Raw genomic sequence first — 15,389 nt, 5'->3', positions numbered from 1 at the left:
CAAAGGCGAAAAGGCCCGCGTCCAGCGAATCGACGAGGGGAAAGATCAGGTGACCGTCGAACTGTACGAGGCGACGGTTCCGATCCCCGTGACGGTCCGGGGCGATCAGATTCGGGTACTCGACAGCGACGAACGCTAACGCGTTCCTCCGGCGGTCGGTCGCCGACCGACGACAGCGAGGCGGTTCGATTCACATCCGACGATCCGCGATTTCCTGTCTACCGGATGACACCGTGTCGCCGGAATGGTAACCACTAACTTCGGGGTCCGACCAGAGTGTGGCGTGACGACGGCAGGGCAGACACGCATCGACATGCACGTGAAAGTGTTGGACGACCGCGTTGTCGAACGGGCGAAGAATCGTGACCTCGACGCACTGGTGTACGCCCCACACTTTACACGGTTACCGGCGATCCGGGACCGCGCCGCGCGCTTTTCCGACGATACCCTCCTCGTTGTCCCCGCACGTGAGGTGTTCACCGGACCGTGGCACGCCCGCCGGCACGTTCTCGTGATCGGTCTCTCCGACCCCGTTCCCGATTTTATTACGTTCCGTGGCGCCCTCGCCGAGTTCGACCGACAGGACGCGGCAGTTCTCGCGCCACACCCCGAGATGTTGAACGTCAGTTGCTCGCGTGCAGACGTGGCCGCCGACCCCGACGCTTTCGCGGCCGTCGAGACGCACAACGCCAAATGTCTCCCACACCAGAACCGCCGGGCTGGAGCTATCGCACGCGAGACGGAGTTACCCGTTTTCGGGTCGTCGTACGCTCACTTCCGGGCCACGGTCGGCGAGGTGTGGACCGAGTTCGGCGCGAACCTCGACACCGAGGCGGATCTCGTGGCCGCGCTCCGATCCGAGACGCCACGCCGAGTCGTCCGCCGGAGCGGCCCCGATCACCACCTCCGTAGTCTCGTGGAGTTCGCCCATCTCGGCTACGAGAACTCGTGGGGCAAGATCGACCGGCTCTTTCTTTCCGGGACCGAACCGACCCATCCCAGCCACATCGCCTACGACGGCCGGTTCGACGACCTGACGGTCTACTGATGGGGCCGGCTACACCGGAAGCGCGTTCACAACGCTCGTTGGAATAGCGCCCACGACGCTCGCCGTCCTGTCAAGTGAGATCACGTAAACGTGGACCGCCGCGAGCACACCCAGTTCGACGCCGGTGATGACCACTGTCACCAGATCGGCGCGTGCACTGCTCGTCGTCACGCCCGAGGGGAGCCCCCACTCCTGACTGGTCAGAGGATAGAAAACGGCGATCCCTCGACGACTCCCGACCACGTCGAGCAACAGGTGTGTGGCGACCCCCATCCAAACGTACTGGAGATTGCCAAAGAGCACGGGAAACGCCGCAACGATCACGAGCACGAACACGTTGTGGAGGGTTTTGCGATGTTTGCCGAAGGCCGTGTCCACGTCGGGAAAGAGCGCACCGAGAACGATCGGAACGGAGAGTTCAGCCACCTTCTCGGCGGTGTCGAGCACGGCCGACGCCGAGAGCGTCGTCGGCGACGCCAGCACCACTCCGAGACCGACGCTCAGCAACGCCGCGTTGAGAACGTGTCCTTTCTTGTTCATCCGCCCGGTGGTTCGACCCCCCACGACTCGAAACTACCGGCGTCGGTGCGGAGCGAAAAACCCATTCGGTGGCCGTCCACAAAGCGATCATGGAGTACGACACACCCCTCTTTTTCCACGTCATGCAGTACGCGGCCGAGGCCGACCGCGACGTGATCGACCTCGTGAGCGGCGGCCCGGACTGGGCGCCGCCGCCCGCGCTCCGCGACGGGCTCCGGGAGTACGCCGACGCCGACCCCGACGAGTTCCAGTACCCGCCCAGCGACGGGTTGTACGCCCTCCGTGAGGAGGTCGCCGCCCGCCGTGGTGTCGATGTCGACCGGATCATCGTCACGAACGGCGCGGGCGAGGCCAACTACCTCGCCATGGCCGGCGCACTCGACCGCGACGCCGGGTCCGAAGTCCTCCTCACCGATCCCGTCTACCCCTACTACCCCGGTAAGGCGCGGATGCTCGGGGCGAACGTACGACTCGTCCCTGTCGCCGACGACGGCGGCCTCGATCTGGCGGCGATGCGCGAGGCGGCGGGTCCCGAGACGGCGGCGATTCTTGTAAACTCGCCGAACAATCCCACCGGCGCGGTGTACGACGAGGAGACGATGGCCGCGGTGGCGGACCTCGCCGCCGACAACAATGCCGTCATGCTCTCCGACGAGGTGTACGACCATTACGACTACTCGGGGCACTTTGCGAGTGCGCTCTCGGTCACCGACGACGCCGTCGTGACCAACTCCTTCTCGAAGTCGATGGCGGCGACGGGGCTCCGGGTCGGGTACGGCGTCTTCCCGCCCGCACTGGCCGAGGCCGCCCGCACGCGACATATGCTGGTAAACGTCGCGGGCGCACGCCCCTCACAGGCGGCCGTTCTCCGGGCGCTCCGCGAGACCGGTCCCGAGTACTACGAGGCCTCCCGGGATCTCCTCCGGGACCGTATCGACGCTTTCACCGACGCTCTCGACGCCGCCGGCGCGGAGTATATCGTTCCCAACGGGGCCTTCTACGTGTTCGCCCGGTTCGACGGCTTTCCCGGAACCCTCGATAACGTCGAGCGACTGGTCGACGAGGCAGGTGTCGCCTGCATGCCCGGCGACACGTTCGGGACACACGACGGGTGGGTCCGGTTCGCATTGGTCACCCCGCGAGCGGAGGAGGCGGCCCGGCGACTGGCCGACTACGACGGCCTCTGAGCCGGCCGGGACCGACGGCTTCTCCCGTCCGGCCCGCGTCGCATCGCGTATGAGCGAACTCGACGTGGAACCGGTCGAGACGGTCACCGACGAGGGCGACGACGCCGACGCCGGCCCTGATCCGATCGCCGTTGAGGCCACGACCGACCTGCCTGCCGGCGTCGACGCGCCGGAGTACGTCCTTTACGGCGGCAAGGGCGGCGTAGGCAAAACGACGATGGCGGCGGCAACGGCGCTGTCCTCGGCCGCCGGCGGCGACGCGACACTCGTCGTCTCGACCGACCCCGCACACTCGTTGTCGGACACGCTCGATACGGATATCCCGGCGACACCGACGCGGATCCGCGAGTCCGCCCCGTTGTGGGCGGTCGAAATCGATCCCGAGGCCGCGATGGAGGAGGGACTCCTCGGCGAGGGCGGCATCGGCGTTGACGACGCGCCCCTCGGCGGACTCGGCGAGATGGGCGAGATGCTCGGCGAGAACGGTGTCGACCCGCTGATGGGCGGGTCGATGCCCGGAGCCGACGAGGCGGCGGCGATGCGGCAACTGCTCGAGTATCTCGACGACCCACGGTTCGATCGCGTGGTGATCGATACGGCCCCCACGGGCCACACCCTCCGACTGCTCGAACTCCCCGAGGTGCTGGATTCGATGGTCGGACGCCTGCTCTCGATGCGCGAGAAGTTCTCGGGGATGATGGAGGGGTTCAAGGGAATGTTCGGCGTCGGCGAGGAGGGCGAAGACGGGCCGGATCTCGACGAACTCGGCGAGCGGATCGACCGACTCCGTGCCGTGTTGCAGGATCCCGCCCGGACGGATTTCCGGGTCGTGATGGTCCCCGAGGAGATGAGTGTCGTCGAGTCGGAGCGGCTGCTCGCCCGACTCGAGGAGTTCTCGATTCCGGTCGGAACCGTCGTTGTCAACCGCGTGATGGAGGATCCTGCGGACGTGGCCGACATCGACCCCGAGTGGGTGGTCGCGCCGAACCTAAACGAGTGCGAGTTCTGTCAGCGCCGGTGGGACGTCCAGCAAGACGCGCTCCGCCGTGCGGCCGACCTGTTTCGAGGACACGATGTGAAACGGGTACCCCTGCTCGCCGACGAGGTGCAAGGTGAACGCGCGCTCCGCGTGGTCGCGACCTGTCTGGACTAGCGGAGCCGATCCAGCAGCGAAAAGAAGCGGTCACGGGCGGCGTCGGGGACGAACCGCCCGAGAACGCTCACCCGGGCGAGGGTCCCGACCGGCACCCTGCTCGACGGCTTGGTCGAACTCGCGGCGTCGACGATGTCCTCGGCGACCCGTTCGGGCGCTACCGCACCCGGGCCGCCGCCACCGATGGCCTGTGTGTCCTCGAACACCTCGTAGAACGCCTCGTATGCACCCGACCGCTCGACGCCGTCGAGTTCGTCGGCCGCGCGGTCGGTAAACGACGTTTCGACCGGACCCGGTTCGATCAGGACGGCGTCGATGTCGTACTCGTCGACCTCCGCCCGGAGGGCGTCGGTCATGGCTTCGAGAGCGAACTTCGACCCGCAGTAAACGCCGCCGCCGGGAAAGGAGAGCCGCCCGGCCACGCTGGAGACGTTGACGATTGTTCCCTCGCGGCGGCGGCGCATGTGGGGGAGGACCGCCCGTGTCAGTCGGTGGGGCCCGTAGACGTTCACGTCGAACTGTCGGTGGACGGCGTCGGCGGGCACGTCCTCGATGGGGCCGAACTGTGCGTACCCCGCGTTGTTGACCAGACAGTCGATCTCCCCCTGTTCGTCGAGGATTCGGTCGACAACCCGCTCCACGTCGTCGTCGTCGGTCACGTCGAGGGTGGCGATCGAACACCCACGTTCTCCCAGCGTCTCTACGTCCGCCGGGTTGCGCGCTGTGGCGTACACCTCCCATCCCTCGTCGAGAAACGCCTCGGCGGTCGCGCGACCGATGCCGGACGAACTGCCCGTGATGAGAACCGTCTTCGGTTGCACACTCCCACCTCGCCCCGGCGGCAATTAACTCATTCTCACTCCACGTCGACGGCGAACGGGCTCTTCTCGGCGGTCCACTCCCACCCGGGCAAGCGGGTCTGGAACCCGGCCACCAGCGCGGCGTCGAGGTCGTCTTCGCCCGCACCGCCGGACGTATGAACCGTCACGTCGGCGACATGGAAGGTCGCGCCGGCGAGCGTCGCGAAGGGATCGCCGCCGGCGATGGTCTTTGCGAGTGCGCGGCCGAGCGTCTCGTCGACGACGAACCCCGGGTAGTCGCCCTCGACATCGAGATGGCGGAGCAGGGAGACGTAGCCGGCAACGTTGACGCCGCGGTCGCCGTCGGCGAAGACGGTGTCGACCTCCTCACGGTACGCCTGACGCGTCACGTCGTCGACATCGACGCCGAAGCTATCGGCGAGGTGAGATCGCGTCTCGTTTATGAGTGGGACCACGGTCGGTGCGTGTCCCCGCACCCACTCGTGTTCGGTCGCCACGGTTTCGGGTGTGAGTCGCATACCCACTTCGACTTTGCGAAGGCTTTTATAATGCTGGCCTGATAGGATGATCTAAGCGGGTTTTCACTGCCTCTTCCCGCGGTCAAGCACCTACCGTACAGCACCCATTCACCGATGTACCTTCACGACACGACGACCGGTCTGCCTCGACGTGTCCGGGGCATTCGGCGACGACGGCTGTTCGGAGGGCTCTCAACCGGTACACATGAGCTCCGTAGACAAGCAACTTGAGGACATGAAAGCAGAGATCGAGGACGAACTACCCCCTGGTATCTCCGTCTCCGACGTAAAGTACGAGGGCCCCGAACTGGTCGTGTACACGCACGACCCCAAGGAGTTCGCCAGCGACGGCGACCTGATCCGGACGCTCGCAAGCAAACTCCGCAAGCGTATCACCGTTCGTCCGGACCCCGACGTGTTGACTGAGGTGCCAAAGGCCCGCGAGCGGATCCGAGAGGTGATCCCCGACGACGCCGGGGTTACCGATCTTGACTTCCACGCCGACACCGGTGAGGTCGTTATCGAGGCCGAGAAGCCGGGGATGGTGATCGGCCGCCACGGCGCGACCCTCCGTGAGATCACGCAGGCCATCGGCTGGACGCCGGAGGTGGTCCGTACCCCACCCATCGAGTCCTCGACCGTCTCGAACGTCCGCAACTTCCTGAAACAAGAACGCGACGAGCGCCGTGACATCCTCGAACGCGTCGGCAGACAGATCCACCGCGAGGAGATGTCCGACGAGCAGTGGGTCCGCATCACCACGCTGGGGTGTTGTCGCGAGGTCGGCCGCGCGAGCTTTATTCTCTCGACCGCCGAAACCCGCGTGCTCGTCGACTGTGGCGACAAACCCGGCGCGGACGGCGAGGTGCCGTACCTCCAGGTACCCGAGGCCGCCCCCCTGAACTCCATCGACGCGGTCGTGCTCACCCACGCCCACCTCGACCACTCCGCGCTCATCCCCCTCCTGTTCAAATACGGCTACGACGGGCCGATCTACTGCACCGAACCCACCCGCGATCTGATGGGACTTCTCACGCTTGACTATCTCGACGTTGCCGTCAAGGAGGGCCGGACACCGCCATACGAAAGCGAGATGGTCCGCGAGGCGATCAAACACACCGTCCCCCTCGAATACGGTGACGTGACCGACATTGCCCCCGACGTGAAACTCACGTTCCACAACGCCGGCCACATTCTCGGTTCCGCGGTTTCCCATTTCCACATCGGCGACGGCCTCTACAACGTCGCCTTCTCCGGCGACATCCACTACGAGGATACCCGGTTGTTCAACGGCGCGGTCAACGACTTCCCACGGGTGGAGACGCTCGTTCTCGAATCGACCTACGGCGGTCGGAACGACTACCAGACCGATCAAGAGGACTCCGAGCGAGACCTTTTAGAAATCATCAACGACACCCACGATCAGGGCGGCAAGGTGCTCATCCCGGCCTTTGCGGTCGGACGGTCACAGGAGATCATGCTCGTTCTCGAACAGGCGATGCGCAGCGGGAAAATTCCGGAGATGCCGGTCCATCTCGACGGAATGATCTGGGAGGCGACCGCCATCCACACCACGTACCCCGAGTACCTCCGCGACGACCTCCGGGACCGGATCTTCCACGACGACGAGAACCCGTTTCTCGCGGAGGAGTTCAACCATATCGACGCCGGCGAGGACGAACGGCAGGAAGTCGCCGACGGCGACCCGTCGATCATCCTGTCGACCTCCGGGATGGTGACCGGCGGGCCGATCATGTCGTGGCTCCGCCATCTAGGCCCTCACCCGGACTCGAACCTCGTGTTCGTCGGCTACCAAGCACAGGGGACCCTCGGTCGACGCATCCAGAACGGCTGGGACGAGATTCCGATGAACGACCGCGGTGACGGTCGCGGCCGCCGGAATACGCTCTCGCTCGAAATGGGTGTCGAAACCGTCGACGGGTTCTCCGGGCACGCGGACAGGCAGGGACTGGAGAACTTCGTCAAGACGATGAACCCACGGCCGGAGAAGGTGCTTTGTGTCCACGGGGACGAACGATCCGTACAGGACCTCTCCTCGGCGTTGTACCACGACTACAACATGCGGACGTTCGCGCCGAAGAACCTCGAGACGTTCCGGTTCAAATAGCGTCCGCCGGGTCGACGACCTCGCCCGTCTCGACGTCGACGCCGACACGGTCACACGAGTCGTAGAGCGGACACGCCTCCGGCCCGTCTAGACACGCCGGCGTCCGCGCCGAACAGTACTCGCGCCCGAACTGGATGGTCGCGGTGTGCCCGAAGCCACACTTTTCGGCCGGTACCGACGCTTCGAGGGCCTTCCGAACTGCCTCGTGGTCCGCGTCGGCCGGTGTGAGTCCCAGCCGACGGGCGACGCGGTGGACGTGCGTATCGACGGGAAAGACGCCGCCCCGTCCGCCCGAAAAGAGGAGGACGCAGTCGGCGGTCTTCGGGCCGACGCCACGAATCGAGAGCAGTCGCTCGCGCACCTCGTCGGGATCGCCCTCGCGGACGAACCGGTCGAACGTCTCGGCGTCCCCGAAGTCTGCGACGACCTCCTCGGCGCTCTCGACGATCACGCGCGATTTCTGATTGTACAGCCCCGCGGATTCGATCGTCTCTGCCAGTCGCTTGCGGTCGGTGCCGGCGAGGGTCGCCGCGAGATCCGTCTCATCGTCGTATCGCTCCATCAGGGCGTCGAACGCGGGTTGGCTGGCCACGTCGCTCGTGTTCTGGCTCAGGACTGTTCGGACGAGACAGGGGAAGGCGTCCCGGCCGCCGTAGGCCTTCCGCCAGTACATATCTCCGAGGACGTCGACGACGGCTTCGGCCCGCGTCTCGGGGTCACCGGCGTCAAACGCCGCCTCAATGCCGCCGCCGATGTTCTCGGCGGGTTCGTCGGGTTCGTCGGGTTCGTCGGACACGGGTCGGAGTTGGGATCTGTGAGAGAAAAGCGCGGCGCCGGTCGCCGCGGGGAAACGGCGCGGCGTCGGTCGCCGCGGGGAAACGGCGCGGCGTCACTCAACGGTCAGCGTGAGGGTGAGGGCCGCGCCGGTGGCGAGGCAATCGACGAGGTCGCGAGCAAGGTCGGTGGCGGCGGCGTCGGCACCGACGGCGACCGTTCGGTCGTCAACGTACGTGCTCGTCCGGACAACGGCGCTTCGCCCGCTTTCGAAGGTCAGGTCGGGGTGCCCCCGCGCGACGACGGACTCGGATCGGCCGCCCGTCGAGAGCGTCAGCGTGACGCTCGCGTCGGGGTCGCGACACGCGGCGACGAAGTTATCGTCGAAGTCGGCCGGGGCGCGGTCGGCCTCGACGCCGACGATACAGTCGCCGGCCGGTGTCAGCCAGTCGTCGGTCGTCACCTCGAACGTACTTCGGTGGGTCGCAGCGACATGTTCGTGGCCGCGTGCGTGAATCACCTCTCGCATGGTGGGTGTCGGCCGCTGTCCGGCATACGGGTTCCGATCCCCGACGGTCATCGGGTGACGGTCACCGTCACGGCACCACACGCGCATTCGTATGCCCGCCGCTCCCCGCCTTCCGTCCGCATCGACAGCATGAGCGCGTTCTCGCCGAGAGAACGGTCACAGCCCTCGCACGTGTTGGTGATGTTTTCGATCATATGTCGACTTACACTCCACCGGATATGAACCTCGGCCATCCCCGAGGTGAAACTGAAACTGAAACCGATCGGGAGGGCGTCTTTTATATCCCTTGGAGAACGGTGTGAACGCTTCACACGGGCGGTACACCGGGCCTTGGTAGCCGTTTTCAGTGGTTCGTCCACCAAAGTGTTTATATATGTAACCGCTGTACTTGTTGGTACCAACGCGCCTCCGGCGTATTGGTGGCATCGCACGCAGAATGATCGGGAACTCTTATCCACGGCAGACTGCGCGACCGGTAGTCGCCTCCACGCACGGAGCGATGGTATCGAGGTTTCAACAATGGTAACAACAGAAGAAGTACTCGGCGAATTCGACGTCGACGCGCTCGACGAAGCGGACAACGTCGAACTCACCGACGACCAACTCGAAAACGACTCGAAGGGACAGCTTATCAAACTCGCCGGCCAGCTCCGGGACCGACGCAACGAACTCAATCAGATGGCGTCGGAGCGCGCCTCCGAGCGCGACGAGTTGAACGCGAAAACGCGCGAGAAGGTCGACGAAGCACAGGAGCACCGCGAGAAACGCGACGAGCTCAACGAGCAGGTTCAGGAACACAAGGAAAGCCGCAACGAGCTCAACGCGGAGGCAAACGAGCTGTTCGACCAGGTTGAGGAGCTGAAGCAGGATCTCGAACTCGGTGACGGAAAGGATCTCGAGGAGCTCGAGGAGGAAATCGAGGACCTCGAGTTCCGCCAGCAGACCGAGGTGCTGAGTACCGAAGACGAGCGCGAACTCATCGAGAAGATCGAGGCCAAGCGTGAGGAGTACCAACAACGCAAGGAGAAACTCGACGACGCGAGCGAACTCGACGAGCTCGTCGAGGAGGCCGAGGAGGTCCGGTCCGAGGCGTCCCAGCACCACCAGAAGGTGACCGAACTCGCGGACGAGGCCCAAGAGCACCACAACCAGATGATCGAGGCCTACCGCGAGGCCGACGAGATCCGCGACAAGGCCGACGAGATGCACGACCTCTTCGTCGAAGCGCAGGAGGCGGCCGACCGCCATCACGAGGACTTCGTCCGCGTCCAGAAGCGTCTGCGCGAACTCGACAAGGAGGAAGAACAGGAAGAACAGGACGAACGCGAGGCCGAACGCGAAGCCGCCAAGGAGGAAGCCGAGGAGATCTACCAGAAGTTCAAGGAAGGCGAGACCCTCGACACCGAGGACCTGATGAAGCTCCAGAAGACGGGGCTTCTGTAAACCGGGGACGCCGACGCGACGTGCGTGTTTTTTATACTGATCCACCCCCAGCGATGCGTATGGTGACACAGTGTGAGTGACGGCGACGACGTCGACCGACTCCTGATCGTTTTCGGCGGCGTCCTGCTCTCGGCCGTTCTCGGCGTCGCCCTTTTCATCGTCGTTCCCGGATCGCTCACGGAGCTTTTCGGGGTGGTGCTGACGCTCGTGGTTATCGGCTTCGGCGCACGCGGTGCGAGCCGTCTCGCGGACTCGATGTTTCCCGACTACAACGCCGCCGAGGTGGCCGTCGAAGGGCCGATCACCCGCGACGGGTCAACGCCCGGCCCGCTCCCCGGAGCGGGAGGGGCGACCGCAGACGACGTCGTCGAACAGATCGAACGCGCCGACGAGGACGAGGCGGCCGATGCCCTGTTGATGAAACTCGACACGCCGGGTGGAGCGGTCGTCCCCAGCGACGACATCCGTCGCGCGGCCGCCGACTTCGACGGTCCGACCGTCGCCTACGCCACCGATGTCTGTGCGAGCGGGGGGTACTGGATCGCGAGCGGGTGTGACGAACTCTGGGCACGGCGCGGGAGCATCGTCGGCAGCATCGGCGTTATCGGCTCGCGTGTGAACGTCTCCGAACTGGCCGACGAACTGGGGGTCTCCTACGAGCGCTTTGCTGCGGGGAAGTACAAGGATGCCGGTACCCCGCTGAAGGAACTCTCCGTGGACGAGCGGGAGTACCTGCAGGGACTCATCGACGGCTTCTACGACGATTTCGTCGACCGCGTCGCGGAGGGTCGTGGAATGGATCCCGAGGCGATCCGCGACACCGAGGCGCGTGTCTACCTCGGCAACGAGGCGCACGAACTCGGCTTGGTCGACGACATCGGCGACCGGGGCGACGTCGAGGACCACGTCAGCGACATCCTTGAGACGGAGGTGTCCGTCCGTGAGTTCGACCCCGAACAGGGGCTCACCGACCGTCTCCGCGGCGGTGCGACCGCCGTCGCGTACGCCTTCGGGGCGGGGGTCGCGAGCGTCGTCGGCGACGACGAACGCGGCTTCCGCCTCCGGTTCTGAACCCTCGGCACGAGATATTTATCCCAGCAGGTGGTGTTGCCGACCGTGACGACGCTCGTCCTGTGTGTCGACCGCGCGAACGGCATCGGGCGGACGACCGGCGTGTCGATGCCCGTCGACGGCTGGGACGCGGTCCGGTCGTTGGCGACGGATGTCGGGTTGGCCGACCCGGAGGACTCGACGGTCAACTGCCTGCTCGAAGCGCTTCGTGTCACGCGTGACCTTCGGGACGACGGCGAGGAGGCGGTCGTCGCCGCCGTCTCCGGCTCCGGCGATACCGCCGTCGACGCCGATCGATCGGTCGCCGCACAGATCGACCGACTGCTTGAGTGCCACGCCCCCGACTCGGCGATCATCGTTACCGACAGCGCCGACGACGAGCGACTGGTTCCGGTCGTCGAGAGCCGCCTTCCGGTCGACGGAGTCGACCGGATCGTCGTCAGACAGGCGCGGGACATCGAGTCGACGTACTACCTCCTCAAACAGTTTCTCGCGGACGAACAACTCCGGTCGACGGTGCTGGTTCCACTCGGCGTCGGTCTTCTCCTTCTTCCGGTGTTGCTCGTCCGGTTTTCTGCCGGCGTCGCCCTCGCCGGTCTCGCCTCTCTGCTCGGGGCCGCGGTCCTATATAAGGGATTGGCGATCGACACCTACATTGCCCGTCTTCCCGACCAGACTCGGGACGCGCTCTACTCCGGACAGGTGTCGGTCGTCACCTACGCCGTCGCGATCGGTCTCGCCCTCGTCGGGGCCTTTCTCGGCGCACTCGCCGTCTCGCCCGTCTCGGATGGAGCCGTTCTCGTCCCGGTCATGCTGTTTCTTTACAGCAGTATTCCGTGGCTGGCACTGGCGGCACTGACCGCGAGCGCCGGTCAACTCCTCGATGAACTCATCGACGCGGACCGCCTCCCGCGGCCGTATCTGAACCTGCCTTTCGGCATCGCCGCTCTCGGCCTCGTCGTCCGGGGGTTTGCGGGGTACTTTCTCGAACGGGAGTCGGTGCTCGGTCACCTGCGTGTGGCCGACGTCACCGTCTTTCCTACGCACCGCCTCGCGATGTTTGTCGTCTCGGCTATCGTCGTCTCGCTGATCGGCGTCCACGTCGGCGCGCGCCTCGCCGACGAGACCGAGACTGGGGCCGGAGCCGGAACCGGGGGGCCGAGCGATCCCGATCCAGAGCCGGATCCGGACCCTGACCGCGAGGCGGTTGATCGGTCCTGACCCGTTCCCGATTTCTCCGTGCAGTTTACCGGCCGCGCGCGACCAGTAACATCGCACCGAGAACCCATCGGTCGGTTGGGCGCTCATCGACACCGTCGCCGAAACGGTGGCACCGGTGCCGCCGGTATCGGGGCTCCGATCAGCCGTGTAGGGACCGTCGGTCTCCCCGTTGTCGGCGGTGAAGGAGTACACTGTCCGTATCCCGGCGGGCCATCGCTATCAGCGTCGCGTCGGCCGGGAATGGTTGGTTGGGCCGGACGGTCACGTTACGGTGTGTCCCGACTCCGAGGTACCCCGAGGAACCCACGACGCGTCCGAGGACGTTCCCCTCGTCGAGACTGGTCGTGTACCACCACCCCGCCATCGCCTATGATAACGCCGCCGACAACCACCGTTTTCGCCCGTCCATGCCTCGATGGACACGCTCGTTTGCTCCCCTGTTTCCATCCGTGCTGTTCCGCTCTGTGCCGTCGTCCCCGCCGCTTTGACCGACGCAGAGCCGACGAGTACGAAAACCAGCATCACCGAATTATTGTCCTTCTCACGTTTACCGAACGCGTCGGTAATAAAAACGCGTGTTCACCGATCCGACGCGTGCCCTGCGGTTGCCACCCTCGTTTGTAGCCCGCCGGCCTCCACGCCACCGCGACGGTGCCAACGGGACGACGCGAACGGGGGGTGAGGAGGCGACCGGACGGTTCCTGCCTTCACCAGGGCGCGAAGTCGGGGTCGACCCGTCGGTCACGGCGGTCGATACCGTCGATGCGGGCCACATCCTCGTCGTCCAAGCCGAGCGATCCCGATTCCCAGTTGTCGCGGATGTGGCTCTCGCTTGTCGCCTTCGGAATGGCGGTGACGCCCTTCTCGCGAAGCCACGCGAGCGACACCTGTGCCTCGCTGACGCCGTGTTTCTCCGCCACCGACCGGAGTTCCGGCACGCCGAACACCTCGCCGCGGGCCAACGGGGAGTACGCCACCACCTCGATGTTGTGGTCTGCACAGTGGGCCCGAAGCTCCTCCTGTGGGAGCAGGGGGTGACACTCTATCTGGTTGGCGAAGATCGGTGCGTCCGTCAGTTCGACCGCCTCGGCCACCCCTTCTGGCTGAAAGTTGCTGATTCCGATTCGGTTGATCAGCCCCGACTCGTGGAGGCTCTCGAACGCCCCGAGCGTCTCCTCGGGGTCGTACGCGCCGGCGGGCCAGTGGACGTACAACAGGTCAACGGCGTCGACGCCGAGTTTTCGGAGGCTCTCCTCCGTCGAGGCAAGCACGTCGTCGGCCGCGAGTTGATCGATCCACACCTTTGTCGCCAGAAACACGTCGTCTCGTGCCACATCGGCCCGTGCGATGCCGTCGCCGACGTCCTCCTCGTTGCCGTACGCCTGTGCCGTGTCGATGTGCCGATACCCCATCTCCAGTGCGGTTGCGACCGCCGCCGCGCAGTCCTCCGGATCGGTGTTCTGCCAGGTACCGAGCCCCAAGGCCGGCATTTCGGTCGTCAGCGATACGTCGTTGTTCGAGGACGTAGACATACCGATATGAGAGGCGAGACGCCGAAATGGGTTGTGGAAGGATCGGTTCGTGCCGCTACCCGGCGGTTACTCGCTCAGCCGTTCCTTGGCGAACGCCCCGAGAAGGGGGATGTCTCGGAGGTGGAGCAGTCGCAACATCGCCCGGACGTTGCCGGCGTTGGCCTTTGCAAGCGTGTCGCTGCCCGTGGCTTTGAGATCCGACATCAGGGTGTCGTACCGGTCGTTGGGTGCGAGATACAGCAGTTCCGTCATGAGAAGTCGTTCCCGCATCCGGGGTGCGACCTCGCTGTGCCACAGCTTGCTGTACACCGACATCGCCTCTGTGGAGGTGTCCGCCTCCTCGTTTGCGAAACACCGATCGGCGGTGATGGCGGCCATCCGCCCGGACTTCATCCCCTTGTGGATCCCCTCGCCCCACAGCGGATCGATCGTCGGAACGGTGTCGCCGATGGCCATGAACCCGTCGGTACAAAGATTATCGGGCATTTGGATGTGCGCCGAGCCGCGGTGTTGTTGCTTGCCGGAGATGCGCTCCGCGTCGGCGAAGCGCGGGTCGGTTTCCAGCCAGCCTTCGAGGTAGTCGTCGATGCCCGCGCCATCGCGGCCGTACTTCCGGTGGCCCTCGTTCTGGAGGTAACAGATCCCGACCTTCGCGGTGTCGCCGCCCGTGTGGAAGATCCAGGAGTACCCGCCGGGGGCGTGGTCGTGGTCGAGACGGAGCATCATCGAGTTCGTGAGGTCCGCAAACTCCGGATGGTCGACCGCGACACCCTCCATCTCCCACTCGACGCCGATGGCTTGTTTCTCCCGGGTGAGGTCGCTCACGCCGAGTTCGGTGGCGAGGGGGGCGGCAGGCCCCGTGGCGTCGACGACGATGTCGGCGTACACCTCCTCGTCGCCCGCGTATCGAACGCCGGAGATCGCCCCGTTCTCCATGATCGGCCCGTTCACGCGAGCGTCGAACCGGTACGTCGCACCCTGTTCTCGGCCCTCGCTCACCAACCACCGTTTGAAATCGGCAAACTCCAGAACCGCGCCGGGTTGCTGTTGGACGTAGTGATGGTTCGGCGATTCGAGCACCACGTCGTCGGTGTAGTTCATCACCACGTCGTCCGGGACGCCGAAGGAGGCCATCATCGAGTGGAAGGTCCCGGCGGTGGATTTGTTGCTCTGGCGTGGGAACCCGTCCTCGGCCTCGGCTTCAAGAACGACGACGTCGTACCCCCGCTGAGCGAGGTCGCGCGCACACTGGGCCCCGGCAGGCCCAGCACCGGCGACGATCACGTCGAAACGGTCGGACATATGTTTCGATATTACGAGAGGGTAATCAGTCTTGCTGAACGGGGTCGGCGGCCGCGCCGTCACCGATCCGTCGGTTGACGAGGCACGGAGGTTCGTCACGCTCTGTGGGCACCCGTCGGACG

The 15,389-nt window shown here is 65.4% G+C and carries 16 protein-coding genes and 1 pseudogene; 8 read left to right on the top strand and 9 right to left on the bottom strand.

Features of this window, described 5'->3' with window-relative positions; translation table 11 throughout:
* Together Q0925_RS03560 and Q0925_RS03555 are read left to right on the top strand one after the other, a co-directional pair.
* A pseudogene (locus Q0925_RS03560) lies at positions 1 to 139 on the top strand (transcription elongation factor Spt5); the annotation flags it as partial.
* 174 nt (positions 140 to 313) lie between these two features.
* A complete protein-coding gene (locus Q0925_RS03555; RefSeq protein ID WP_299331973.1) occupies positions 314 to 1,048 on the top strand; it encodes a PHP-associated domain-containing protein in 735 nt (244 codons plus the stop codon).
* Positions 1,049 to 1,057: 9 nt separating this feature from the next.
* On the opposite strand, the gene Q0925_RS03550 is transcribed toward Q0925_RS03555, so the two are convergent.
* Positions 1,058 to 1,588: a metal-dependent hydrolase gene (locus Q0925_RS03550; protein WP_299331965.1), complete on the bottom strand. Its 531-nt coding sequence runs from the start codon at positions 1,586 to 1,588 to the stop codon at positions 1,058 to 1,060.
* A gap of 89 nt (positions 1,589 to 1,677) precedes the next feature.
* Here Q0925_RS03550 and Q0925_RS03545 point away from each other — a divergent pair, with 89 nt between their 5' ends.
* Positions 1,678 to 2,775, top strand: coding sequence for a pyridoxal phosphate-dependent aminotransferase (locus tag Q0925_RS03545; RefSeq protein WP_299331963.1), 1,098 nt, complete (start codon positions 1,678 to 1,680; stop codon positions 2,773 to 2,775).
* A gap of 49 nt (positions 2,776 to 2,824) precedes the next feature.
* Positions 2,825 to 3,928, top strand: coding sequence for an ArsA family ATPase (locus Q0925_RS03540; protein ID WP_299331960.1), 1,104 nt, complete (start codon positions 2,825 to 2,827; stop codon positions 3,926 to 3,928).
* On the opposite strand, the gene Q0925_RS03535 is transcribed toward Q0925_RS03540, so the two are convergent.
* Entirely contained in the window at positions 3,925 to 4,749 is an 825-nt protein-coding gene (locus Q0925_RS03535) for an SDR family oxidoreductase (RefSeq protein WP_299331958.1), read from the bottom strand. The genes Q0925_RS03540 and Q0925_RS03535 overlap by 4 nt on opposite strands.
* A 35-nt stretch (positions 4,750 to 4,784) precedes the next feature.
* Positions 4,785 to 5,267: a hypothetical protein gene (locus tag Q0925_RS03530; protein ID WP_299331956.1), complete on the bottom strand. Its 483-nt coding sequence runs from the start codon at positions 5,265 to 5,267 to the stop codon at positions 4,785 to 4,787.
* A 205-nt stretch (positions 5,268 to 5,472) separates the two neighbouring features.
* Here Q0925_RS03530 and Q0925_RS03525 point away from each other — a divergent pair, with 205 nt between their 5' ends.
* Positions 5,473 to 7,395 (top strand): beta-CASP ribonuclease aCPSF1, encoded by a 1,923-nt coding sequence (locus tag Q0925_RS03525; protein ID WP_299331955.1) that lies wholly within the window; start codon positions 5,473 to 5,475, stop codon positions 7,393 to 7,395.
* Here Q0925_RS03525 and Q0925_RS03520 read toward each other — a convergent pair.
* The 3 genes from Q0925_RS03520 to Q0925_RS03510 form a co-directional block, all read right to left on the bottom strand.
* Positions 7,388 to 8,191 (bottom strand): endonuclease III domain-containing protein, encoded by an 804-nt coding sequence (locus Q0925_RS03520; protein WP_299331953.1) that lies wholly within the window; start codon positions 8,189 to 8,191, stop codon positions 7,388 to 7,390. The genes Q0925_RS03525 and Q0925_RS03520 overlap by 8 nt on opposite strands.
* A 93-nt stretch (positions 8,192 to 8,284) precedes the next feature.
* A complete protein-coding gene (locus tag Q0925_RS03515) occupies positions 8,285 to 8,698 on the bottom strand; it encodes a DUF371 domain-containing protein (RefSeq protein ID WP_299331952.1) in 414 nt (137 codons plus the stop codon).
* A gap of 47 nt (positions 8,699 to 8,745) precedes the next feature.
* The gene (locus Q0925_RS03510; protein ID WP_299331950.1) at positions 8,746 to 8,892 is read right to left on the bottom strand and encodes a hypothetical protein; all 147 of its coding nucleotides are present in this window, start codon (positions 8,890 to 8,892) and stop codon (positions 8,746 to 8,748) included.
* Positions 8,893 to 9,217: 325 nt separating this feature from the next.
* On the opposite strand from Q0925_RS03510, the gene Q0925_RS03505 reads away from it, so the two are divergent.
* The 3 genes from Q0925_RS03505 (at position 9,218) to Q0925_RS03495 (ending at position 12,433) form a co-directional block, all read left to right on the top strand.
* Entirely contained in the window at positions 9,218 to 10,141 is a 924-nt protein-coding gene (locus Q0925_RS03505; protein ID WP_299331948.1) for a coiled-coil protein, read from the top strand.
* A gap of 72 nt (positions 10,142 to 10,213) precedes the next feature.
* Complete coding sequence (gene sppA, locus Q0925_RS03500; protein ID WP_299331947.1) at positions 10,214 to 11,212, top strand: signal peptide peptidase SppA; 999 nt, start codon at positions 10,214 to 10,216, stop codon at positions 11,210 to 11,212.
* A gap of 45 nt (positions 11,213 to 11,257) precedes the next feature.
* The gene (locus tag Q0925_RS03495; RefSeq protein ID WP_299331945.1) at positions 11,258 to 12,433 is read left to right on the top strand and encodes a DUF373 family protein; all 1,176 of its coding nucleotides are present in this window, start codon (positions 11,258 to 11,260) and stop codon (positions 12,431 to 12,433) included.
* A gap of 139 nt (positions 12,434 to 12,572) precedes the next feature.
* Here Q0925_RS03495 and Q0925_RS12470 read toward each other — a convergent pair whose 3' ends face one another.
* From Q0925_RS12470 to Q0925_RS03485, 3 genes are all read right to left on the bottom strand, one after another.
* Entirely contained in the window at positions 12,573 to 12,797 is a 225-nt protein-coding gene (locus tag Q0925_RS12470; RefSeq protein ID WP_422653623.1) for a DUF7282 domain-containing protein, read from the bottom strand.
* Positions 12,798 to 13,140: 343 nt separating this feature from the next.
* A complete protein-coding gene (locus Q0925_RS03490) occupies positions 13,141 to 13,923 on the bottom strand; it encodes an aldo/keto reductase (protein ID WP_299331971.1) in 783 nt (260 codons plus the stop codon).
* A gap of 108 nt (positions 13,924 to 14,031) precedes the next feature.
* Entirely contained in the window at positions 14,032 to 15,267 is a 1,236-nt protein-coding gene (locus tag Q0925_RS03485) for a digeranylgeranylglycerophospholipid reductase (RefSeq protein ID WP_299331943.1), read from the bottom strand.
* Between the last annotated feature and the right edge of the window lie 122 nt (positions 15,268 to 15,389).

It is taken from the genome of Haloplanus sp. (genome assembly GCF_028275055.1).
GTDB lineage: Archaea > Halobacteriota > Halobacteria > Halobacteriales > Haloferacaceae > Haloplanus.
The sequence above is the reverse complement of the archived record's forward strand: the minus strand, read 5'-3'. Positions and strand labels throughout refer to the sequence as shown.